Source organism: Streptomyces sp. BE303, assembly GCF_036290945.1.
In the GTDB taxonomy this organism is placed as follows: domain Bacteria; phylum Actinomycetota; class Actinomycetes; order Streptomycetales; family Streptomycetaceae; genus Kitasatospora.
Genome location: NZ_JAQYWZ010000911.1, coordinates 113,295 through 136,125, shown reverse-complemented (window position 1 = coordinate 136,125; position 22,831 = coordinate 113,295). Strand labels below are relative to the sequence as shown.

At 73.5% G+C, this 22,831-nt stretch carries 22 protein-coding genes; 5 read left to right on the top strand and 17 right to left on the bottom strand.

Features of this window, described 5'->3' with window-relative positions; genetic code table 11:
• Window positions 1–37: 37 nt before the first annotated feature.
• Window positions 38–1,015, top strand: a complete 978-nt coding sequence (locus PUR56_RS36150) for a winged helix-turn-helix domain-containing protein (protein ID WP_329952065.1) — start codon at window positions 38–40, stop codon at window positions 1,013–1,015.
• Between the two features lie 188 nt (window positions 1,016–1,203).
• On the opposite strand, the gene PUR56_RS36145 is transcribed toward PUR56_RS36150, so the two are convergent.
• The 17 genes from PUR56_RS36145 to hisI all read right to left on the bottom strand — a co-directional run bounded on the left by PUR56_RS36145 (window position 1,204) and on the right by hisI (window position 19,195).
• Window positions 1,204–2,664 (bottom strand): glutamate synthase subunit beta, encoded by a 1,461-nt coding sequence (locus PUR56_RS36145; protein WP_329952064.1) that lies wholly within the window; start codon window positions 2,662–2,664, stop codon window positions 1,204–1,206.
• Window positions 2,657–7,243 (bottom strand): glutamate synthase large subunit, encoded by a 4,587-nt coding sequence (gene gltB, locus PUR56_RS36140; RefSeq protein ID WP_329952162.1) that lies wholly within the window; start codon window positions 7,241–7,243, stop codon window positions 2,657–2,659. The genes PUR56_RS36145 and gltB overlap by 8 nt, the downstream gene beginning before the upstream one ends.
• A 487-nt stretch (window positions 7,244–7,730) precedes the next feature.
• On the bottom strand, window positions 7,731–8,423 hold the full coding sequence (locus PUR56_RS36135) for a VIT1/CCC1 transporter family protein (protein ID WP_329952161.1): 693 nt from the start codon (window positions 8,421–8,423) through the stop codon (window positions 7,731–7,733).
• A 209-nt stretch (window positions 8,424–8,632) separates the two neighbouring features.
• Entirely contained in the window at window positions 8,633–9,688 is a 1,056-nt protein-coding gene (gene lgt, locus PUR56_RS36130; RefSeq protein WP_329952063.1) for a prolipoprotein diacylglyceryl transferase, read from the bottom strand.
• A gap of 124 nt (window positions 9,689–9,812) precedes the next feature.
• Window positions 9,813–10,652: a DsbA family protein gene (locus PUR56_RS36125; RefSeq protein ID WP_329882087.1), complete on the bottom strand. Its 840-nt coding sequence runs from the start codon at window positions 10,650–10,652 to the stop codon at window positions 9,813–9,815.
• A 64-nt stretch (window positions 10,653–10,716) separates the two neighbouring features.
• Window positions 10,717–11,208 carry a MauE/DoxX family redox-associated membrane protein gene (locus tag PUR56_RS36120; protein WP_329882088.1) on the bottom strand — a complete coding sequence of 164 codons (492 nt, stop codon included), beginning with the start codon at window positions 11,206–11,208 and terminating at the stop codon, window positions 10,717–10,719.
• A gap of 94 nt (window positions 11,209–11,302) precedes the next feature.
• Window positions 11,303–11,572, bottom strand: a complete 270-nt coding sequence (locus PUR56_RS36115) for a hypothetical protein (protein WP_329882089.1) — start codon at window positions 11,570–11,572, stop codon at window positions 11,303–11,305.
• A gap of 197 nt (window positions 11,573–11,769) precedes the next feature.
• Window positions 11,770–12,579 (bottom strand): tryptophan synthase subunit alpha, encoded by an 810-nt coding sequence (trpA, locus tag PUR56_RS36110; RefSeq protein ID WP_329882090.1) that lies wholly within the window; start codon window positions 12,577–12,579, stop codon window positions 11,770–11,772.
• 2 nt (window positions 12,580–12,581) lie between these two features.
• Window positions 12,582–13,841, bottom strand: coding sequence for a tryptophan synthase subunit beta (gene trpB, locus PUR56_RS36105; protein ID WP_329952062.1), 1,260 nt, complete (start codon window positions 13,839–13,841; stop codon window positions 12,582–12,584).
• A 61-nt stretch (window positions 13,842–13,902) separates the two neighbouring features.
• Window positions 13,903–14,052, bottom strand: coding sequence for a tryptophan biosynthesis modulator TrpM (trpM, locus tag PUR56_RS36100; RefSeq protein WP_167352964.1), 150 nt, complete (start codon window positions 14,050–14,052; stop codon window positions 13,903–13,905).
• Between the two features lie 10 nt (window positions 14,053–14,062).
• The gene (gene trpC / locus PUR56_RS36095; RefSeq protein WP_329882092.1) at window positions 14,063–14,869 is read right to left on the bottom strand and encodes an indole-3-glycerol phosphate synthase TrpC; all 807 of its coding nucleotides are present in this window, start codon (window positions 14,867–14,869) and stop codon (window positions 14,063–14,065) included.
• 232 nt (window positions 14,870–15,101) lie between these two features.
• On the bottom strand, window positions 15,102–15,551 hold the full coding sequence (locus PUR56_RS36090; RefSeq protein WP_329882093.1) for a DUF2752 domain-containing protein: 450 nt from the start codon (window positions 15,549–15,551) through the stop codon (window positions 15,102–15,104).
• Window positions 15,552–15,636: 85 nt separating this feature from the next.
• Entirely contained in the window at window positions 15,637–15,879 is a 243-nt protein-coding gene (locus tag PUR56_RS36085) for an HGxxPAAW family protein (protein ID WP_329882094.1), read from the bottom strand.
• A 145-nt stretch (window positions 15,880–16,024) separates the two neighbouring features.
• On the bottom strand, window positions 16,025–16,651 hold the full coding sequence (locus tag PUR56_RS36080) for a TIGR02234 family membrane protein (protein WP_329882096.1): 627 nt from the start codon (window positions 16,649–16,651) through the stop codon (window positions 16,025–16,027).
• Between the two features lie 32 nt (window positions 16,652–16,683).
• Window positions 16,684–17,247 (bottom strand): Uma2 family endonuclease, encoded by a 564-nt coding sequence (locus PUR56_RS36075; protein ID WP_329882097.1) that lies wholly within the window; start codon window positions 17,245–17,247, stop codon window positions 16,684–16,686.
• 19 nt (window positions 17,248–17,266) lie between these two features.
• Complete coding sequence (locus PUR56_RS36070) at window positions 17,267–18,787, bottom strand: anthranilate synthase component I (protein ID WP_329882098.1); 1,521 nt, start codon at window positions 18,785–18,787, stop codon at window positions 17,267–17,269.
• A gap of 36 nt (window positions 18,788–18,823) precedes the next feature.
• Entirely contained in the window at window positions 18,824–19,195 is a 372-nt protein-coding gene (gene hisI, locus PUR56_RS36065) for a phosphoribosyl-AMP cyclohydrolase (protein WP_329952061.1), read from the bottom strand.
• 223 nt (window positions 19,196–19,418) lie between these two features.
• Between hisI and PUR56_RS36060 the strand changes: the two genes are divergently transcribed.
• The 4 genes from PUR56_RS36060 (at window position 19,419) to PUR56_RS36045 (ending at window position 22,796) form a co-directional block, all read left to right on the top strand.
• A complete protein-coding gene (locus PUR56_RS36060) occupies window positions 19,419–20,102 on the top strand; it encodes a hypothetical protein (RefSeq protein WP_329952060.1) in 684 nt (227 codons plus the stop codon).
• A 49-nt stretch (window positions 20,103–20,151) separates the two neighbouring features.
• A complete protein-coding gene (locus PUR56_RS36055) occupies window positions 20,152–20,790 on the top strand; it encodes a TIGR03085 family metal-binding protein (protein WP_329952059.1) in 639 nt (212 codons plus the stop codon).
• Window positions 20,791–20,943: 153 nt separating this feature from the next.
• Complete coding sequence (locus PUR56_RS36050) at window positions 20,944–21,729, top strand: VOC family protein (protein ID WP_329952058.1); 786 nt, start codon at window positions 20,944–20,946, stop codon at window positions 21,727–21,729.
• A gap of 215 nt (window positions 21,730–21,944) precedes the next feature.
• On the top strand, window positions 21,945–22,796 hold the full coding sequence (locus tag PUR56_RS36045) for a Crp/Fnr family transcriptional regulator (protein ID WP_329952057.1): 852 nt from the start codon (window positions 21,945–21,947) through the stop codon (window positions 22,794–22,796).
• The last annotated feature ends 35 nt before the right edge of the window (window positions 22,797–22,831 follow it).

The window sequence follows — 22,831 nt, the reverse complement described above, 5'->3', positions numbered from 1 at the left end:
CTCACCGCTCGCTCCCCGCTCCCCGCCGGAGGACCTCGTGCTCACCCTGGACTTCTCCGCCCAGGACGTCGCCGCCACCCGGTTCGCGTGCTCGCGCCTCCTGGAGGTGGTGACCAGCGTCCAGGTCCTCAAGGACCCGGGTGCCAAGGCCGTCCACCTGCCGTGGGTGCGCCGCACCCGCGAGCGGCTGGCCGCGGCCGGCGTCCGCTACGACCTGCTCTCCCAGCTCGTCCCGATGCCGGCCTGGCACCTGCCCGGCTTCCTCATCCCGATGCCGTCCGCCACCGCGCCCGACCTGGAGACCGAGCTGGCCCTCCTGGCCTCCACCACGCCCGCCGCCGTCCGCACCGGCCTCGCCCCGCTGGCCGAACCGCTGCCCCCGCTGGTCGCCGCGCTGCGGGCCGACCCCGGGGCCGGCATCGCCCGGCTGGTGGCCGAGGTCCGGGCGTACTGGGCGGTGGCCGTCGCGCCGTACTGGCCCCGCATCGAGCGACTGGCGGAGGGCGAGATCCTGTACCGGGCGCGGCGGATGGCGGCGGCGGGGCCGGCGGCGCTGTTCGAGGGGCTGCACCACAAGGTGAGCTGGCGGGACGGCCGGCTGACGCTGGCCCAGCGGCGCTACGACATCGAGGAGCGGCTGGACGCGGGCCGGGGGCTGGTGCTGGTGCCGTGCGCGTTCATCTGGCCCGGCATGGTCTGGCAGAGCGGGAACGCCGGCCAGCCCGGCCTGGTCTACCCGCCCCGGGGCGTGGCCACGCTCTGGGAGACCACCGGCCCCGCCGTCCCCGAGGGGCTGGCCCGGGTCATCGGCCGCACCCGCGCCCGGCTGCTCGCCGAACTCGCCGCGCCCGCCTCCACCACCGAGCTGGCCGCCCGGACCGGCCTCTCCCCCGCCAACGTCTCCCACCACCTCACGGCCCTGCGCGGGGCCGGCCTCACCGCCCGGCACCGCACCGGCCGCACGGTGCTGTACGCCCGCACCGAGGCGTCCGAACTCCTGCTGGACGGCCGGTAGCCGGTGCGACCACGGCGACGGCCGAACCGCCGTGCGGGGGGCACCGCCGCGCGGGAACGCACAGCGGCGCCTGCCCTCTGACTGGTCGGGGAGAGGGCAGGCGCCAGGGACCGCGGTGGCCCGGCGACTCTGGCGGGATGCGGCTCGGTGCAACCCGGCGATGCGGCGCCGGGCGGTTCAGGGGTGCGTCAGACCACCAGCGGGCGGTCGGTCGGCCGGATCGGGGCGGGCAGCGGGGTCTTGCCGCCCAGGTACGCGTCCACGGCCGCGGCGGCCGAACGGCCCTCCGCGATGGCCCAGACGATCAGGGACTGGCCACGCCCGGCGTCGCCGCAGACGTACACGCCATCGACGTTGGTGGCGAAACGACCGTCACGGGCAACATTACCCCGTGCGTCGAGGTCCACGCCCAGCTGCTCGACCAGGCCGTTCTTCACGTCGGTGCCGGTGAAGCCCATGGCCAGGGTGACCAGCTGCGCCGGGAGGGCCCGCGCGCTGCCGGGAACCTGCTCGAACTTCCCGTTCCTGAACTCCACCTCGACGAGGTGCAGCTCCTGCACGTTGCCGTCCTCGTCGCCGCTGAAGTGGGTGGTGGAGACGGAGTAGATCCGCTCGCCGCCCTCCTCGTGCGCGGAGGTGACCTTGTAGGTCATCGGCATGGTCGGCCAGGGCTGGTTGCCGGGGCGGTCCTCGCCGGGCCGCGGCATGATCTCCAGCTGGGTGACGGAGGCCGCGCCCTGCCGGTGGGCGGTGCCGACGCAGTCGGCGCCGGTGTCGCCGCCGCCGATGACGACGACGTGCTTGCCCTTGGCGCTGATCGGGGCCTCGACGAAGTCGCCCTCCTGCACCTTGTTGGCCAGCGGCAGGTACTCCATGGCCTGGTGGACGCCCTTGAGCTCGCGCCCGGGCACCGGCAGGTCACGGGCGGTGGTCGCACCGGCGGCGACGACGACGGCGTCGAAGCGCTCGCGCAGCTGCTGCCCGGTGATGTCCTCGCCCACGTGCACGCCGGTGCGGAACCGGGTGCCCTCCGCCCGCATCTGCTCGACGCGGCGGTTGATGTGGCGCTTCTCCATCTTGAACTCGGGGATGCCGTAGCGCAGCAGGCCGCCGATCCGGTCGGCCCGCTCGTACACCACGACGGTGTGCCCGGCCCGGGTGAGCTGCTGGGCGGCGGCCAGGCCGGCCGGCCCGGAGCCGACCACGGCGACCGTCTTGCCGGAGAGCCGCTCCGGGATCTGGGCGGTGACGCCGCCCCGGTCCCAGGCCTTGTCGATGATGGTGACCTCGACGTTCTTGATGGTCACCGCGTCCTGGTTGATGCCGAGGACGCACGCCGACTCGCACGGCGCCGGGCAGAGGCGACCGGTGAACTCCGGGAAGTTGTTGGTCGCGTGCAGACGCTCGATGGCACCGGACCACTCGTCCCGGTAGGCGAGGTCGTTCCACTCGGGGATGAGGTTCCCGAGCGGGCAGCCGTTGTGGCAGAACGGGATGCCGCAGTCCATGCAGCGGCCGGCCTGCTTGGTGATGATCGGCAGGAGGCTGCGTTCGACGTAGACCTCGTTCCAGTCCCGCAGACGGACGTCCACGGGACGGCGCTCGGCCAGCTGCTTGGGCGTGGTCAGGAAGCCCTTGGGGTCAGCCATGTGCCGCCTCCATCATCTTGCGAGTGGTCTCGGCCTCGGAGAGGCCATCGCGCTCAGCGGCGTCCTTGGCGGCGAGCACTGCCTTGTAGTCGGTCGGCATGATCGTGGAGAAGCGGGAGACACCGCTGCCCCAGTCCGCCAGGAGCTCGGCGGCGACGGTGGAGCCGGTCTCCTCGTAGTGCTGCTGCACGGTCTCGCGCAGCCAGTCCCGGTCGGCGGCGGTGGGGGCCTCGATGCCCACCATGCCGTCGTTGACGTTGGCCGGCCGCAGGTCGAGCACGTAGGCGATGCCGCCGGACATGCCGGCCGCCAGGTTGCGCCCGGTCTCACCGAGGACGACGACCCGCCCGCCGGTCATGTACTCCAGGCCGTGGTCGCCCACGCCCTCGACGACCAGGGTGGCGCCCGAGTTGCGGACGGCGAACCGCTCACCGGCCTTGCCGCGCAGGTGGATCCGGCCGCTGGTGGCGCCGTAGCCGATGGTGTTGCCGGCGATGACGTGGTTCTGCGCGTCGTTGCCGATGGCGGCGGCGTCGCGGGCAGGGCGGACCACGATCACACCGCCCGACAGGCCCTTGCCGACGTAGTCGTTGGCGTCGCCCTCCAGCCGGAGCGTGATGCCGCGGGGCACGAAGGCGCCGAAGGACTGGCCGGCCGAGCCGGTGAAGGTGACGTCGATGGTCCCCTCCGGCAGGCCCTCACCGCGGTACCGCTTGGTCACGTGGTGGCCGAGCATGGTGCCGACGGTCCGGTTGACGTTGCGGATCGGCAGCTGGATGCGGACGGCGTCGCCGTTCTCCAGGGCGTCCTGCGCCAGGTCGATCAGCTGGTTGTCGAGCGCCTTGTCGAGCGCGTGGTCCTGCGTGGTGGTGCGGTGGAGCGAGGCGCCCTCGGGCAGCGCGGGGACGTGGAAGAGCGGGGCCAGGTCGAGCCCGGCGGCCTTCCAGTGGTCGACCGCGGCCTGCGCGTTGATGTGCTCGGCGTGGCCGACGGCCTCCTCGATCGTGCGGAAGCCCAGCTCGGCCAGGATCTCCCGGACCTCCTCGGCGATGAACTCGAAGAAGTTGACCACGAACTCGGGCTTGCCGGAGAACCGCTCGCGGAGCACCGGGTTCTGGGTGGCGACGCCGACCGGGCAGGTGTCCAGGTGGCAGACGCGCATCATGATGCAGCCGGAGACGACCAGCGGGGCGGTCGCGAACCCGAACTCCTCCGCGCCGAGCAGCGCGGCGATGACGACGTCGCGGCCGGTCTTCAGCTGGCCGTCGGTCTGGACGACGATGCGGTCGCGCAGACCGTTGAGCAGCAGGGTCTGCTGGGTCTCGGCGAGGCCGAGCTCCCAGGGACCACCGGCGTGCTTCAGCGAGGTGAGCGGCGAGGCGCCGGTGCCGCCGTCGTGGCCGGAGACCAGGACCACGTCCGCGTGCGCCTTGGAGACGCCGGCCGCGACCGTGCCGACGCCGACCTCGGAGACCAGCTTCACGTGGATGCGGGCCGCCGGGTTGGCGTTCTTGAGGTCGTGGATCAGCTGCGCCAGGTCCTCGATCGAGTAGATGTCGTGGTGCGGCGGCGGCGAGATCAGACCGACACCCGGAGTGGAGTGCCGGGTCTTGGCGACCCACGGGTAGACCTTGTGGCCGGGCAGCTGGCCGCCCTCGCCGGGCTTGGCGCCCTGGGCCATCTTGATCTGGATGTCGTCCGCGTTGACCAGGTACTCGGAGGTGACGCCGAACCGGCCGGAGGCGACCTGCTTGATCGCCGAACGGCGCTCCGGGTCGTACAGGCGGTCCGGGTCCTCGCCGCCCTCACCGGTGTTGGACTTGGCGCCGAGGCGGTTCATCGCGATCGCCAGGGTCTCGTGCGCCTCCAGGGAGATCGAGCCGTACGACATGGCGCCGGTGGAGAACCGCTTGACGATCTCGGAGACCGGCTCGACCTCGTCGACGGAGATCGGGGTGCGGCCGAGGCCGTCCAGCCGGAACAGGCCGCGCAGCGTCATCAGCCGCTCGGACTGCTCGTTCACCCGGTCCGTGTACTGCTTGAAGATGTCGTACCGGCGGTTGCGGGTGGAGTGCTGGAGCCGGAACACGGTGTCCGGGTCGAACAGGTGCGGCTCGCCCTCGCGGCGCCACTGGTACTCGCCGCCGATGTCCAGCGCGCGGTGCGCGGCGGGGATGCCGGAGGCCGGGTACGCCTTGGCGTGCCGGGCGGCGGTCTCGCGGGCGATCTCGTCCAGGCCGATGCCGCCGAGCTTGGTGGTGGTGCCGGCGAAGTAGCCGTTCACCAGCTCCTGGGAGAGGCCGATCGCCTCGAAGACCTGGGCGCCGCGGTAGGAGGCGACGGTGGAGATGCCCATCTTGGACATCACCTTCAGCACGCCCTTGCCGAGCGCCTTGATCAGGTTCTTGATCGCCTTCTCGGGCTCGACGCCCTCGATGAAGACGCCCTGGGCGACGAGGTCCTCGACCGACTCCATGGCCAGGTACGGGTTGACCGCGCCGGCGCCGTAGCCGATCAGCAGGGCGACGTGGTGCACCTCGCGGACGTCACCGGCCTCGACCAGCAGCGACACCTGGGTGCGCTGCTTGGTGCGGATCAGGTGGTGGTGGATGGCCGAGGTGAGCAGCAGCGAGGGGATCGGGGCGTGCTCGGCGTCCGAGTGCCGGTCGGAGAGCACGATGATCCGGGCGCCGTCGGCGATCGCGGCGTCGGCCTCGGCGGCGATCGCGGCGAGCCGGGCGGCCAGGCCCTCGCCGGCGCTGGAGACCTTGTACAGGCCGGACAGCGTGACGGCCTTGAGGCCGGGCTGGTCGCCGTCGGCGTTGATGTGGACCAGCTTGGCCAGCTCGTCGTTGTCGATCACCGGGAAGGTGATGCCGACGGAGCGGCAGGCGGCGGCCTCGGCGGCCAGCAGGTTGCCCTCGGGGCCGAGGTTGGAGAGCAGGGAGGTGACCAGCTCCTCGCGGATGGCGTCCAGCGGCGGGTTGGTGACCTGCGCGAAGAGCTGCACGAAGTAGTCGAACAGCAGGCGGGGCTTCTCGCTCAGCGCGGCGATCGGCGAGTCGGTGCCCATCGAGCCGAGCGCCTCGCCGCCGGTCCTGGCCATCGGCGCGAGGATGACGCGCAGCTCCTCCTCGGTGTAGCCGAAGGTCTGCTGGCGGCGGGTGACCGAGGCGTGGGTGTGCGCGATGTGCTCGCGCTCGGGGAGCTTGGCGAGCTGGATCTGGCCGGCCTCGACCCACTCCGCGTAGGGGTGCTCGGAGGCCAGCGCCGACTTGATCTCCTCGTCGTCGACGATGCGGTGCTCGGCGGTGTCGACGAGGAACATCTTGCCGGGCTGCAGCCGGCCCTTCCGGACGACCTTCTCCTGGTCGATGTCGAGCACGCCGACCTCGGAGGAGAGGACGACCAGGCCGTCCTCGGTGATCCAGTACCGGGCCGGGCGCAGACCGTTGCGGTCCAGCACGGCGCCGATCTGGGTGCCGTCGGTGAAGGTGACGCAGGCCGGGCCGTCCCAGGGCTCCATCAGGTTGGAGTGGTACCGGTAGAACGCACGGCGGGCCGGCTCCATGGTGGCGTGGTTCTCCCACGCCTCCGGGATCATCATCAGCACCGAGTGCGGCAGCGACCGGCCGCCGAGGTGGAGCAGCTCCAGGACCTCGTCGAAGGAGGCCGAGTCGGAGTGGTCCGGGGTGCAGATCGGGAAGATCCGCCCGAGGTCGCCGGGGATCAGGTCGGTGGCGAGCTGGGACTCCCGGGCGGTCATCCAGTTCCGGTTGCCCTTGACCGTGTTGATCTCGCCGTTGTGCGCGACGAAGCGGTACGGGTGGGCGAGCGGCCAGCTCGGGAAGGTGTTGGTGGAGAAGCGCGAGTGCACCAGACCGAGCGCGGAGGCGTAGAGCCGGTCCGACAGGTCGGGGAAGAAGGGCTCCAGCTGGCCGGTGGTCAGCATGCCCTTGTAGACGACGGTGCGGGCGGAGAGCGACGGGAAGTAGACACCGGCCTCACGCTCGGAGCGCTTGCGGACGACGAAGGCGATCCGGTCGAGGACGATGCCCTCGACGCCGTCCTTGCTCAGGAAGATCTGCCGGAAGCGCGGCATCACGCTGCGGGCGGTGGCGCCCAGCAGGTCCGGGGTGACCGGGACGTCGCGCCAGCCGAGGACGGTCAGGCCCTCCTCGGCGGCGATGGTCTCGATCTGCGCGACGGCGGCCGCGTCGGCGGCGTCCTCGTCGGGCAGGAAGGCGATGCCGACCGCGTAGGCGCCGGCCGCCGGGAGCTCGAAGGAGGTCCTGGCGCGCAGGAAGGCGTCCGGGACCTGGGTGAGGATGCCCGCACCGTCGCCGGAGTCCGGCTCGGCGCCGGTCGCACCGCGGTGCTCCAGGTTGCGCAGGACGGTCAGCGCCTGCTCGACGACGGTGTGGTCGGCGATGCCGGTCAGCGTGGCGACGAAACCGACGCCACAGGCGTCGTGCTCGTTTCGCGGGTCGTACAGGCCCTGAGCAGCAGGTCGCGCATCCGGAACGAGCGCGTACGGCGGGCGCGCGGCGCCGACCTGGGGCTCGTTGGCGGAGTGCATGGATGCAGACAGCATCGGCTCTCCCGTCGTCGTCTTTCGAAGCTGGTGCAGTAGGGACGACGTTGGCCCTGATGCGATTTCATGCAAGTTACATGATGCCCAAGAACCCGGGAAGCGGAATATCGCGTCCACATCGCGGACTGATCCGCAGGTCAAGGGTGCAATGAGAGGACGTGCAGCAGCGCACGTACCGACGATTGTGCCCGGCGTTCGGCGGCCCGAAACAGGGGCGAAACCCGCACGCCACAGAGGCCGATCATGGCCGCCTGCGAATCCATCCCCAGAGTCGACCGCAGGATGCGAATCATCGGACCCCGAGCCCGAATGGTGAGACTAGGCAAGGTCGCATCCGGACTTCATGTGCGGAACGTCACGCAGTCGGCCGCATAATCATGCACACTTCCGTACCATGCTACGGCGCCGCCCGCACACCCGCCCAGCCCTCGGGCCGGCCCGCCGGGCCGGCCGAGCGGCCCCGGCGGGCCCGTCAGCCGACCTGCCCGCCGATCAGCCACCCGAGCAGGTACGTCACCCCGGCCGCCGCCCCGCCCAGCACCAGCTGCCGCAGCCCGCTGAACCACCAGCTGCGCGCCGTCACCCGGGCCACCACCGCCCCGCAGGCGAACAGCCCGGCCGCCGACAGCAGCAGGGCCGGCAGCAGCGAGGTCGCACCGAGCAGGTAGGGCAGCAGCGGCAGCAGCGCACCGGCCGCGAAGCAGACGAACGAGGACCCGGCCGCCACCCACGGCGAGGGCAGGTCGTTGGGGTCGACGCCCAGCTCCTCCCGGGCGTGTGTCTCCAGCGTCCGGTCCGGGTCGGCCGAGAGCTGCCGGGCCACCTCGCGGGCCAGCGCCGGATCGACCCCGCGCTCGACGTACAGCTGCGCCAGCTCGGCCAGCTCGCCGTGCGGGTTGCGGCGCAGCTCCCGCCGCTCAGCCTCGATCTCGGCCTGGACCAGCTCGCGCTGGGAGGCGACCGAGGTGTACTCCCCCGCCGCCATCGAGCAGGCACCGGCCGCCAGGCCCGCCAGACCGGTGAGCACCACGGTGCCGCCGGAGACGGCGCCGCCGACGATGCCGGTCATCAGGGCGACGTTGGAGACCAGCCCGTCCATCGCGCCGAACACGGCCGGTCGCAGCCAGCCGCCGTTCACGTCGCGGTGGTGCCCGGCGGCGGGGATCCGGGGGTGGTGCCCGGCCTCGGGGTCGAGGGTGGTCGCGCTCACGGTACTCCGGCCTCCATACGGTCGAATGATCGTCAGTTCGGCTGACGAATCGACCGTAGCCCTCCTGAGCTGGGCATTTCCAGCAAAGCAAGGCTGTCCGAACAAAGCTCCGGCCGCCCTCGCACAGGGTGCGGAGGGCGGCCGGAGTCGATGAACGTCGCAGGTCAGGCGGGGTTCCTGGCGCCCTTCTCCAACCTGTCGAGCTTCTCGGCGAGCGTGTCGGCCGATCCCGCGCCGGGCCTGTCCTCCGACTTGGCGTCGGACGTCGAGCCGGACGTCGAGCCGGGCTTCGAGCCGGTCCTCCCGTCCGACGGCTCGCCGGACGCGCCCTCCGACTCCTCGTCCACGGCCGGGTCCGGGTCCGTCACGGCCGCCGCGGACGCCGAGTCGGGCGCCGTCGGGTCGATGCTCGCGGGGTCCTCGCGGCCGGGCCGCTTCTTCCCCACGATCACGAAGTAGGCGACGGCCCCCACGAAGACCACGACCGCGACCCAGCCGTTGAGCCGCAGGCCGAGCACGTGGTGCGCGTCGTCGATCCGCAGGTACTCGGTCCAGAACCGGCCCACCGTGTACCCGGCCACGTACAGCGCGAAGGCCCGGCCGTGGCCCAGGGTGAACCGGCGGTCCGCCCAGATCACCAGCGCCGCGACACCGACGCACCAGAGCGACTCGTAGAGGAAGGTCGGGTGGTAGATCCCGGTGACCGTCTCGCCGCCGGGCAGCGTCTTCTGGATCTCCAGGCCCCACGGCAGCGTGGTCTCCCGGCCGTACAGCTCCTGGTTGAACCAGTTGCCCCAGCGGCCGAGCGCCTGGGCCAGCGCGATGCCCGGTGCGATCGCGTCGGCGTAGGCGGGCAGCGGAACGCCCCGGCGGCGGGCGCCGATCCAGGCACCGACCGCGCCGAGCGCGATCGCGCCCCAGATCCCGAGGCCGCCCTCCCAGATCTTGAGGGCGTTCCAGGGGTTCTTCCCCTCGCCGAAGTACAGCTGGTGATCGGTGATCACGTGGTAGAGCCGGCCGCCGACCAGGCCGAACGGCACAGCCCAGACGGCGATGTCGCCGACCGTGTGCTTGCCACCGCCGCGGGCGACCCAGCGCCTGCTGCCGAGCCAGACGGCCACGACGACACCGAGGATGATGCAGAAGGCGTACGCGCGCAGCGGGACCGGTCCGATGTACAGGACGCCCCGCGACGGGCTGGGAATGTAGGCGATATCCATGGCAGCTCCGACGCTACAGGGTCCACGGCCTCCGCCGGGCACCCCCAGGGTCACAGATCGGCGCACAGCGCACCGCCGCCCCCTCCGGACGGGGAGGAGACGGCGGTATCCGCACGGGTACGGGTCAGCCGGCGGTCGGGGTGGCGGCCGGGCCGGAGGGGGCGGCCGACGCGCTCGCGGTACCCGGCTGCTTGCCCTGGTTGGCCGCGTCCACCCACTTGGTGAGGTTGGCCGGGGTGATCTCCTCGTTGTTGTACTTGGGGTAGATCGGCTGCCCGTTGAGCAGCACCGTCGGCGTGGACTTGTAGCTGGACTTGTCGAAGTCCTGCTGCACCGCCGACACCCATCCGCTGTACTTGTTGTCGTTGACGCACGCCTCGAACTCCGGAGTGTTCAGCCCCGGCACCTGCTTGGCCAGCTCGATCAGGGTCGAGGTCTTGCCGAAGGCGTCGTCGGTCTCCTGCGGCTGGTTGCGGTAGAGGACGTCGTGGTAGGCGCGGAACTTCCCGGCGTCCTGGGCGCAGCCCAGCGCGTTGGCCCCGTACTTGGAGCCCTTGCCGCCCACCGCCCGGTCGATGAACGAGACGATGTGGTAGTTCCCGACGATCTTGCCCTCGTCCTGCAGCCGGTCGATGGTCTCGGCGAACTCCTTCTCGAAGATCGCGCAGGCCGGGCAGCGCGGGTCCTCGTAGACGGTGAGCGTGGCCGGGGCGTCGGCCGCGCCGACCGGGATGACCAGGTTCTTGTCACCGATGGTGCCGGCGGGGGCGGCGGCGGGGGTCTCGGGCTTGGACCGTTCGTTCTGCACCACCACGCCGGTGACCACCGCGGCGGCGATCACGGCCAGTGCCACCCCGCCGATGATCAGCTTCTTCTTGCGCCGGCCGCGGGCCTCGTCCTCGGCCCGTTCCGCCAGCATCCGCTCGCGGGCGGTGCGCTTGCCTTCTCGGTTCTTCTCGCTCATCAGCCTTGGACATTCCAGGTTCGGGGGTGGGGATGCGGTGCGACGGGGCGGCCCGACGTGCTGTTCAGCTCGCCAGCCAGCCGTCCACCGAGAACTTGGTGCGGGGCCGCCAGATCAGCCACCCGGCCAGCAGCAGGAACCCGGTGTCGCGCAGGATCTCCTGCAGGTACTCGGTCTGCGAGGCGTCCACCGCCCCGCCGCCGCCGAAGCAGCCGCAGTCGATCGAGATGCCGCGCGCCCACGCGGAGGCGATCCCGCCGATGAAGGCGAGCAGCAGCACCGCGGAGACCACGGCGACCAGCCGCACGCCGAGGCCGATCACCAGGAGCAGCGCGAGCGCCAGCTCCAGGAAGGGCAGCGCGTGGCCGACCGGTTTGACCAGGCCCTCCGGCAGGATCTCGTACGCCCGCACCGCCTGCGCGGCCTCGGCCGGGTCGGCGATCTTGGCCAGCCCGGCCCAGCCCCACACCACGGCGAGGCCCAGTCGGGCGGCCGTGCCGATCCACTCCGTCACCGGCCCGGCCATCCGGACAACCCCCTCGGGAAACACCGTCACGTCCTGATGAACCGTAACCAGTGACGCCGGGTTCCTCCATATTCAGGAGTTAAGCCGAAAGAGTGACGTTTATGACGCCCTGTCCGATTGCGCCCTAGCGCGTGTTCGGATCGCAGCCCGGTGGCCGGCCGAGGTCGTAGCGGCCCGCGTCGAGGTCCCGTCGCCCCTCCCGGACCGAGCGGCCGGCCCGTACCACCGCGTCCACCCGGGCCGCCTCCGCACAGACGTGGGCGTCCCGCTCGGCGCGCTCCACACCCCGTTTGGCCAGCGCCGGACCGACCACGCCCTGGGCGCCGAGGGCGGCCCCCAGCACCAGGGCGGCCGCGGCCGCCCGCAGCAGCACGGCTCGCTGGAGACCTGGCACCGGCCGACCCCTTCCGCTCGCTCCGCACCACCGGGGCACGTCGTTCGTGCACTCGTCCCTCCACTCAACGCCGGTCAACCCCCGTTGATGCGTGCACCCGCCGCTGTTCACCCGTTCGGGTCGTCCCCGCCGGGACCGGGAACGCCGACGGCCCGCCGCCCCCGGAATGCGGGGCGGCGGGCCGTCGGTCCTGCGGGTCAGCGCCGGCGGACGCCCTCCGCCAGCTCACCGGCGAGGGCGCGCACGGCGGCCAGGCCGGCCCGCTCGTCCCCGTCCGCGTCCAGGATCCGCTGCACGAACGCCGATCCGACGATCACACCGTCCGCGAACCCGGCCACCTGCGCGGCCTGCTCACGGGTCGACACCCCGAGGCCGACGCAGACCGGCAGCTCGGTGGTGGCCCTGGTCCGGGCGACCAGGTCCTCGGCCAGGTCGCCGACCTGGGCCCGGCTGCCGGTCACGCCCATCACCGCGGCCGCGTACACGAAGCCGCTGCCGGCCGCCGTGACCTCGGCCAGCCGCTTGTCCCTGCTGCTCGGCGCGACCACGAACACGGTGTCCAGACCGTGCTCGTCCGCCGCCTTGCGCCACTCCTCGGACTCCTCCACCGGGAGGTCCGGCAGGATGCAGCCCACCCCGCCGGCCGCGGCCAGGTCGGCGGCGAACCGCGCGGTCCCGTACCGCTCCACCGGGTTCCAGTAGGTCATGACCAGCACCGCCGCCCCGGGGTGCGCGGCCGCGACCTCCTGCACCGTCCGCAGCACGTCCTTGATCCGGACGCCGCCGCGCAGCGCGATGTCGTCGGCCGTCTGGATGGTCGGACCGTCCAGGACCGGGTCGGAGTGCGGCAGGCCGATCTCGACGACGTCGCAGCCGCCCTCGATCAGCGCGTTGACCGCGCGCACCCCGCCGTCCACGCTCGGGAAACCGGCCGGCAGGTAGCCGATCAGCGCCGCGCGGTTCTCCGCCTTGGCCGCGGCCAGGATGCCACTGAGCTTCGAAGCCATGATCACTTACCCCCGTGGGCGGAGCCGGCGCCCGGCTCGTCGTACAGGCCGAAGTACTCGGCCGCGGTGTGCATGTCCTTGTCGCCGCGCCCGGAGAGCGAGACCAGGATCGTGGCCTCGGGCCCGAGCTCGCGGCCCAGCTCCAGGGCGCCGGCCAACGCGTGCGCGCTCTCGATGGCCGGGATGATGCCCTCGGTGCGGGACAGCAGCCGCAGCGCCTGCATGGCGGCGTCGTCGGTGACCGGCCGGTACTCGGCCCGGCCGGTGTCCTTCAGCCAGGCGTGCTCCGGGCCGACGCCCGGGTAGTCGAGGCCGGCCGAGATCGAGTGCGACTCGATGGTCTGGCCGTCCTCGTCCTGGAGGACGTAGGTGCGGGAGCCGTGCAGCACGCCCGGGTCGCCCTTGGTGAGGGTGGCGGCGTGCTTCGGGGTCTCGGCGCCCTCGCCGGCCGCCTCGCAGCCGATCAGGCGCACGCCCGCGTCCGGGATGAACTCGTGGAAGATGCCCATCGCGTTGGAGCCGCCGCCGACGCAGGCGACGACGGCGTCGGGCAGCCGTCCGGTCCGGTCCAGGACCTGCTGCCGCGCCTCGATGCCGATCACCCGGTGGAAGTCCCGGACCATCATCGGGAAGGGGTGCGGCCCGGCGACGGTACCGAACAGGTAGTGGGTGGAGTCGACGTTGGCGACCCAGTCGCGGAACGCCTCGTTGATGGCGTCCTTGAGGGTGCGGCTGCCGGAGGTGACGGACACCACCTCGGCACCGAGCATCCGCATCCGGGCGACGTTGAGCGCCTGGCGCCGGGTGTCCACCTCGCCCATGTAGATGGTGCAGTCGAAGCCGAACAGCGCGCAGGCGGTGGCGGTGGCCACGCCGTGCTGCCCGGCGCCGGTCTCGGCGATGATCCGGGTCTTGCCCATCCGGCGGGTGAGCAGCGCCTGGCCCAGCACGTTGTTGATCTTGTGCGAGCCGGTGTGGTTGAGGTCCTCGCGCTTCAGCAGGACGCGCGCGCCCCCCGCCTCGGCGGAGAAGCGGTGGACGTCGGTCAGCGGGCTCGGCCGGCCGGTGTAGTCCTTGAGCAGCGCGTCGAGCTCGGCGGTGAAGGCCGGATCGGCCTTCGCCTTCTCGTACTCCTCGGCGACCTGCTCCACGGCGGCGACGAGGGCCTCCGGGATGAAGCGGCCCCCGTACGCGCCGAAGTAGCCGCGTGCGTCCGGCACCTCGGCGCCGGGCAGGTAGTCCTTGGCGGACTTGTCGGACATGGTGAAGTCCTTCGGGAACTCGGGAAGATGACGATGGCGAGAGGGACGTCGGAACGGCTGGTCAGCCGTGCGTCCCGCGCCATCGCCGTCCCGGCACCTGCCCGGGCTCGCAGCCGATGACGTACCGCACCCGCCTGCCCAGCACCCGGCGTGCGGGCGCGCGGCAGCCGCGCGGGCGGCAGCCGGGGGCGAGACGGGTGGCGATCTTCATGGCGGCGGGATCAGTCCTTGTGGCGGATCGCGGGGTGGGCACCGGCCGCGACCAGGTCGGCCACGGCGGCGCGCGGGTCCTTGCCCGTCACCAGGGACTCGCCGACCAGCACCGCGTCGGCGCCCAGGTTGGCGTAGGAGATCACGTCCAGCGGGCCGCGCACGCCGGACTCGGCGATCTTGACGACGTTGTCCGGGATGGCGTGGACGACGTTGCCGAAGGTGTTCCGGTCCACTTCGAGGGTCTTCAGGTTGCGGGCGTTGACGCCGATGATCCGTGCGCCGGCGTCCACCGCGCGCGCGATCTCCTCCTCGTCGTGCACCTCGACCAGCGGGGTGAGGCCGATCGACTCGGCACGCTCGATCAGCGACACCAGGGCCGGCTGGTCGAGGGCCGCGACGATCAGCAGCGCGAGGTCGGCGCCGTGCGCGCGGGCCTCCCACAGCTGGTAGGCGGTGACGATGAAGTCCTTGCGGAGCAGCGGGGTGTCCACCGCGGCGCGGACGGCGTCCAGGTCGGCCAGCGACCCGCCGAAGCGGCGCTGCTCGGTCAGCACGCTGATCGCGGCGGCGCCGCCGGCCGCGTAGTCGGCGGCCAGGGCGGCCGGGTCCGCGATCGCGGCCAGGGCGCCCTTGGACGGGCTGGAGCGCTTGACCTCGCAGATCACCCGTACGCCGTCGCCCTTGAGCGCGGCCACGCCGTCCTTGGCGTCCGGGGCCTTGGCGGCGAGCTCCTTGAGCTCGTCCAGCGACACTCGGGCCTGCCGCTCGGCGAGGTCCTCACGGACCCCTTCGATGATCGAGTCGAGCACACTCACGCCAAGCGCCCCCATCATGTCTGCTAGTTCTGCTAGCGAGGAGCCGGACGGCCAGTGGGCCTCCGGCCCTTCGATGGTATCGGCAAGGGGGGGCGCCCAGCGCATCCGCCCAGCGCGCGTCTCGCGGAGCGGACGCCCCCGGGCCCCCTCCGAACTGCGGTTTCACGGCTCCTCCACCCCCGCTCTCCGTGCCCCGGACGGGCCGGACCGGCTCGGGACCGGCGCGGGGTCCTCAGACCAGCGGCGGGGCCAGCCCTGCGCCGATCGGCAGGTTGCGCACCACCGTGAAGACCAGCACCAGCAGCCCCACCAGCACCCAGCGCCGCGCCCCGAGCGCGAGCCGGGGCACCGGCACACCGCGCGCCGCCGACCAGATCCACCGCAGCCAGAGCACCGCCAGCACGGCGAAGAGCAGCACCGCCACCGCGTTGTCGTGCAGCGCACCGCTCAGGTCCCCGTGGGCCAGCGCGTGGACGCAGCGCAACCCGCCGCAGCCGGGACACCACCAGCCGGTGGCCGCGAGGAACGGACAGTCCGGGTAGTGCCCGGGGGCGTTCGGGTCGACCGCGGCGACGTACCCGGTGGGGACGGCCACCGCGACCAGGGCGGTCAGCGGCGGCACCAGCCGGCGCGGCCCGGACGACCGGGCGGTGGCGGCGGAAGCGGTGGGAGCGGCGTTCACGCCCACGATTGTGCCCGCCCGGGCCTCCCGCCAGAAACGAAACGGCGGGCGTGGCGCCCGCCGTTCACGCAGTACCGGGAGTTCCTCAGGCAGCGACCAGCGCGGCCTGCTCCTCGGAGGTGTACACGTTGGTGCTGGGCTGCTGGCCCATGCCCGCCATCGCCATGGCCTTGCCCACCACGGCACCGAGCAGGACGACCGCCAGGCCGGCCCAGACCAGCAGCACCGACGGCAGGATCATGGCGACGCCCGCGATGCCGAAACCGATGAAGGAGATGGTCACGCCGGTCCAGGCGGCGAGGGTGTGACCGTGTGCTGCTGCTGCCATCTGATGGTGCTCCTAGGCTCTCGGGTCCCGGCCGGGCCTGCGGGCCCCTGGCGGGTTGACGGTTCCATTGTGCCGGGCCACACACGGGTGCCCCAAAGGGGGTGGAGGGTCTATCGCGTCACAGCGCGCGCCGTGCGCCGGCCGGTCAGCCGGCGGTCGGGTCCTCGCCCCGGTCCAGCGCCTTCCACAGGTCGGCCGGACTCTCCGCGGCCGCGGTCCTCCGCGACACCGGCGCCCTCCCGGTCGGGGCCTCGTAACGGCTGCCCATGGCCGGCCAGCCGCGCCCGAACCGAAGGGTGAGCAGCCCGGCCAGTGCCAGCAGCAGCCCGCCGGCCAGCGCCACCCACGGCCATCCGGTGTGCCCGACCCCGGTCGCGGCGGAGCCGGTCAGGGCGAGCTTGCGGGCCGCCTCGCCGTCCAGCGCCGCGGTGTCCCCGGCGCCCGCCACGGCGGCCGCCGCCGCGCCGAGCCCGGCCAGCAGGGTCAGGGCGCCCACCGCGAGCCGCCCGGCGCCGCGCACAGCGAACACCGCGACCGCAGCCGCCAGCGCCACCAGCGCCAGCCCGGCGGGCAGTTCGGAGATCCTCCCGCCGGTGACGGAGACCTCCAGGGTGCCGGCCAGGCCCTCGGCCCAGACGCGGCCGGCGGCGGTCAGCACCAGGACCGCGCCCAGCGCGGTCAGCAGCAGCATCAGGCCGAGCGTCCGCCGCCCGGCGCCGCCCTTCGCGGGGACGGGCTCGGTCTCGGTACGGGACTGGGTAGGAACGCTCACCCGTCCACTATCCCTGACACCACGCGCCGGACCTACGCCGGGTCGACCGGGAAGTCGTCGGTCGACAGCACCAGGGTCCGGTCCGCCGACGGCAGGAACACGTCGTTGCCGAAGGGCACCCGCTCCGCCTCCCGGTAGCCCCCGGTGCGCTGCGGGGCACTGTGCACCGTGCAGACCGCCTCGGCCTGGTCCACCACGACGTACAGCGGGATCCCGCACCCGCCGTAGGTGCGCACCTTCGTCACGTGGTCGTGGTCCCGGCCGGACGGCGGCACGACCTCGATCACCGCTTCGAGGTCGTGCCACGCGAACCGGCCGCGGCCGTTGCGCTCGGCGCCGGGGGCGACGACCGTCAGGTCGGGGGCGTAGCCGGAGCGGGCCGAGGGGAAGTCGACCATGGCGTCCGCGAGAACGGTGCCGCGGCCCGCGAGCTGCTGCTCCAGCTGCGCGGCCGCGCTGCGCACGACGGCCCGGTGGCTCTCCCCCCGGGGCGTCATGATGATCTTCCCGTCCGTGATCTCCACCCGGTACCCGCGCGGGAGGTTCACGCCCTCCAGCACGTCCCAGGCCGATCCGGCACCCTGGTCCTGCGACATCCCGGCTCCTTACGGCGGCTCACACCGCCGGCGTGCGCAGCGTATTCGCCGTGGCCACCGCGCGCAGGACGGCGGCCGCCTTGTTGCGGCATTCGGTGTCCTCGCCGTGCGGGTCGGAGTCGGCCACCACGCCGGCGCCGGCCTGGACGTACGCGGTGCCGTCGCGCAGGACCGCCGTCCGGATCGCGATCGCGGTGTCGGAGTCCCCGGCGAAGTCCAGGTAGCCGACGCAGCCGCCGTACAGGCCGCGGCGGGTGGGCTCCAGCTCCTCGATGATCCGCATCGCGCGCGGCTTGGGCGCCCCGGAGAGGGTGCCGGCCGGGAAGCAGGCGGTGAGCACGTCGAAGGCGGTCCGGCCCTCGGCGACCCGGCCGGTCACGGTGGAGACGATGTGCATGACGTGGCTGTACCGCTCGATGTGCATGAAGTCGACGACCTCGACGCTGCCCGGCTCGCAGACCCGCCCGAGGTCGTTGCGGCCGAGGTCGACCAGCATCAGGTGCTCGGCCCGCTCCTTGGGGTCGGCGAGCAGCTCGGCGGCCAGGTCGCTGTCCTCCTGCGGGGTGGCGCCGCGGTGCCGGGTGCCGGCGATCGGGTGCAGCATCGCCTCGCCGTCGGTGACCTTGACCAGTGCCTCCGGGCTGGAGCCGACCACGTCGAAGCCGCCCTCGGCGCCGCCGTCCGGCCCGGGGAACCGGAACAGGTACATGTACGGGCTGGGGTTGGTGGTGCGCAGGACGCGGTAGACGTCGAGCGCGGAGGCCGGGCAGGGCGCCTCGAACCGCTGCGAGGGCACCACCTGGAAGGCCTCGCCGGCCCGGATCCGCTCCTTGATCTCCTCCACCGCGGCCCGGTAGGGCTCCCCGCCGAACGGCGAGCGCACCTCGCCGGGGCCGGTCGGGGTGAAGGTGGCGAGGCCGGGGTCGACCGGCTTCAGCAGGTCGGTCTCCATGGCGTCCAGCCGGGCGACCGCGTCCGCGTACGCCTCGTCGACGCCGCTGGCCAGGTCGTTGTGGTTGACGGCGTTGGCGATCAGCAGCACCGTGCCGTCGGCGTGGTCGAGCACGGCGAGGTCGGTGGCGAGCAGCATGGTCAGCTCGGGGAGCTTCAGGTCGTCCGGGTTGAGGTCCGGGAGCTTCTCCAGCCGGCGGACCACGTCGTAGCCGAGGTAGCCGACCAGGCCGCCGGTGAGCGGCGGGAGGCCGTCGTCGGCGCTGCGCGGGGTGTGCAGGGTCTCCAGCGCGGCGCGCAGCACCTCCAGCGGGTCGCCGGTGGTGGGGATGCCGACCGGCGGGGCGCCGTGCCAGCGGGCGCCGCCGTCCGGGCCGACGGTCAGCGCGGCCTCGCTGCGGACGCCCACGAAGGAGTAGCGGGACCAGCTGCGGCCCTGCTCCGCGGACTCCAGCAGGAAAGTGCCGGGGCGCTCGGCGGCCAGGCTGCGGTAGAGACCGATCGGGGTGAGGCCGTCCGCGAGGAGCCTGCGGGTGACCGGGATGACCCGGGTGTCGACGGCGAGTTTGCGGAAGGCTTCGAGGTCCATGGCGGGCGGCACCTTACGGAAGTGGGGTGGGGGTGGTCAGCCGAGGGGGAGCACGTCGGCGTCGAAGCAGGTGCGGTCGCCGGTGTGGCAGGCCGCGCCGGTCTGGTCCACCTTGACCAGCAGGGTGTCGCCGTCGCAGTCCAGCGCGACCGACTTCACCTGCTGGACGTGGCCGGAGGTGTCGCCCTTCACCCAGTACTCGCGGCGGCTGCGGCTCCAGTAGGTGCAGCGGCCGGTGGTGAGGGTGCGGTGCAGCGCCTCGTCGTCCATCCAGCCGAGCATCAGCACCTCGCCGGTGTCGTACTGCTGCGCGACAGCCGGGAGCAGGCCGTCCTCGGTGCGCTTGAGGCGCGCGGCGATCTCGGGGGCGAGGGCGGTGGAGCCGGGGGCGGCGGGTGTGATGGACATGGGGCCATTGTGTCAGTCCGGTCCGCTCGCGACGCCCGCCGTCCGGATCCCGGCCGCCGCCGCGGGCCGGGCCCGGACGGTCCGCCCGGAGGCCGGGGAACGCCCTGCCGACCGGGCCGGCCCGGGCCCGGTCCGCGGGACGCCGCCCGAGGTCCGGGCCCGGATCGGACGAGTTGTGCCAACCGGCTGCCGACCGGCACCGCTCTGGGCCATCCTCGTGCCCATGACCACCGAGCCGCCCGCCGCCGAGCCCCCGGGCACCGACCGTCCGAGTACCGACCGTTCGAGCCGCGACCGGCCGGGTGCCGGCGCGCCGGGGGCCGGCCGTCCCGGCACCGGGCCCGCCGCCGGGCCGTCGCGGGGGCTGCTGCTCGCCGTCGTGGCGGTGCTGGCCGTCCTGCTCGCGGTGGTGGCCACCGTGCTGCTCTGGCCGGAGGAGAAGCCGGCCGCCCAGCCGCCCCCGCCCTCCCCCGCCACGACCTCCCCGAGGCCCACGCCCACCCCCACCCCGACCCCCACGCCGACCCCGACCCCGACGCCCACCAAGGTGGTCCCGTACACGTTCTTCACGGTCGGCACCTGTTTCGACCACCCGCAGCTCAGCAGGACCATCACCAAGCCGGAGGCACGGCCCTGCGAGGGCCGGCACGACGGCGAGGCGATCGCCGACCTGCTGCTCCCGGAGGGTCTGAGCGGCGACTACCAGATCGCCAACGCGATGCGGGACGGCTGCAAGGAGGCGCAGGCCGCCGCCGAGGCCCGCCAGGGCGGCGGCGGCCCGTACTACAGCTACCCCGTGGGTCCGACCAAGACCTTCTACCAGCAGGGCTGGCGGGACTACACCTGCACCCTGACGGCGAGCAACCGCCTCGACTCCACCAAGCTCACCGGCAACCTCCGCCCGTGAGTGCCCGGGTCCCTCACCCGGGGCACGTCATCTGACTAGGCTGGGCGGCATGTCGAACCACGCCCTCGCCGAGCGTCACCGCCTCGCCGAACTGCTGGCCGCCGCCGGGCCGGACGCGCCCACCCTCTGTGCCGGGTGGTCCACCCGGGACCTCGCCGCCCACCTGGTGCTCCGGGAGCGCCGGCCGGACGCGGCGGCGGGCATCCGGGGCGGCCCGCTGGCCGGCCGGACCCGACGGGTGCAGGACGCGTACGCCGACCGCCCGTACGAGGAGCTGATCCGGCTGTTCCGCTCCGGCCCGCCGGTGTTCTCGCTGTTCTCGCTGCCCGGAGCGGACGAGGCGGCCAACACCGTCGAGTACTTCGTGCACGCCGAGGACGTCGCGCGGGCCGGTGCCGACCCCGTGCGCCGGCCGGTGCCGCCCGGCCGGACGGAGGCACTCTGGCGCCGGCTGCCGCTGATCGCCCGGCTGGAGGCCGGCCGCCGCTCCCCCGTACGGCTGGAGCTGCACCGCCCGGACGGCGCGGGCCCGACCGTCGGCCCGTCCGGTTCGTCGACCGTGCGGATCACCGGCGAGCCGGGCGAGCTGCTGCTCTTCGCCTTCGGCCGGGGTGCCCGCGCCGAGCTGGCCGTGGACGGCCCGCCGGACGCCGTCGAGGCCCTCCGCCACGTCCTGCCGCTCCCGTAGGACCTGCCGGCCGAACCGGTGTCGCCGCAGGCCGGGCCCGCCCCGGCTGCGGATGTCAGTGGCGGGGTGCAGACTCGCAGAGGGCCGGGGAGGGGCGCCTCCACGGCCGTCTGAGGGCTGCCCGGCCCCGTCCCGTCGAAGGAGCGCGACACCATGCTCACCACCGACTTCCCCACCGGTTCCCCCTGTTGGATCGACCTCGGCAGTCCGGACCCGGCCGCCGCCGCCGCGTTCTACGGCTCGGTGTTCGGCTGGACCTTCCGGTCGGCCGGCCCGGAGGCCGGCGGCTACGGCTTCCTCCAGTCGGACGGCCGGACGGTCGCGGCCATCGGCCCGCTCACCGAGGAGGGCGCGCAGTCCGCCTGGACGACGTACCTGCGCACGCCGGACGCGGACGCCGCCACCAAGGCCGTCGAGCAGGCCGGCGGCTCCCTCCGCGTCCCGCCCTTCGACGTGATGGACGCCGGGCGGATGGCCCAGCTGACCGACCCGCAGGGCGCCCGGTTCGCGCTCTGGCAGCCCGGCGCGGTCACCGGCCTGGACGTCGTCTCCGAGGACGGCGCGCTGATCTGGGCCGAGCTGCACACCACCGACGTGGACGCCGGGTTCGCCTTCTACGAGCGGGTGTTCGGCTGGCGCCACGCCGACCTCCCCTCCCCCGGCGGTACGTACCGGGTGGTCTCCACCGCCGACGGCGACCAGCAGGACGCCACCTTCGGCGGCATCGCCCCGGTGATGGGCGAGGACCAGGCGACCGCCTGGACCCCGTACTTCGGTTCGTCGGACGTGCCGGCGGTGGTCGCCCGGGCCACCGCGGCCGGCGGCACGGTGCTGATGGGCCCGGAGCACGTCCCGGACGTCGGCGTGCTGGCCTGGCTGGCCGACCCGTTCGGTGCCCCGTTCGCGCTGATCAAGGGCGAGCCGCCGCAGGAGTCCTGACCGGTCCGGCCGGCCCGCCCGACCCTGCGGAGGCGGCCCCCTCGTCCGCCATGTCCGGTACAGGACAAGGAAGTTGACGAACCAAGGGCGCCTCTGCGGGGGCCGCGCGCGACCTTCCCGTACCCCGGCCGCTGCGCTAGCCTCACCAGGGCATCCCCACGGCCGATCCCCCGGCGGGATCGCCGCCCATCCACCGTGCAGCGGAGGACCACGGGTTGAGACCGGCGCAGCCGACGGCACCGAACCACCACCCGGACCACCACCACGCGAACCCCCACCGCCAGGACCCCCGGCAGCCGGACCCGACCGCCCGGCCGGGCCCGCCGGCCGTACGGCCACCGGCGGCACGCCCGCCGGCCCGGGGCTGGCCCGAGGGCACCCTCCTCGCCGAACTGCGCCGCGACGGGTCACCGGCCGCGCTCGCCGCCGAGCAGGACATCCTCCGGCTGGGCACCCGGCGCGTGCACGGCCACGACGAGACCCTCATCCTCTACCAGGACCACGGCCGCTTCGTCCTGCTCCTGCTGGACGGCTTCGCCAAGGCCACCGTCGAGGACACCGCCGGCACGCCCGTCCTGCTCGACGTCCGCGCGTACGGGGACATCGTCGGCGAGGCCGCCGCCCTCGACGACCGCCCCCGGTCCGCCACGGTGAGCGCCGCCGGTCCGGTCACCGTCCGCCGGATCTCCCAACCCGACTGGCTGCACTGGCTCGGCACCCACCCGGTCGCCGGCATCGCGCTGAGCCGCTGCCTGGTGAACCGCAGTCGCACCGCCACCCGCCGCCTGGTCGGCCTCGCCTCCGAGCAGGTCGTCAACCGGCTCGCCCACGACCTCGCCGACCTCGCCCGGCGGTACGGCAGCGCCGGCCCGCGCGGGATCACCGTCCGCCCCCGGCTGACCCAGGTCGAGCTGGGCGCCCTGATCGGCGCCGGAGAGCGGCGGGTCCACCACGCCCTGCACGAGCTGGCCGACCGCGGCCTGCTCCGGCTCGGCCGCCGCAGCACCGTCGTCCTGTCGCTGCCCGGGCTGCTCGCCGTCGCCGCCGAGGGCGAACCGGGCCGCTGACCCGCAGAGGATCGCCGCCCGGCCGAGATCCGGTC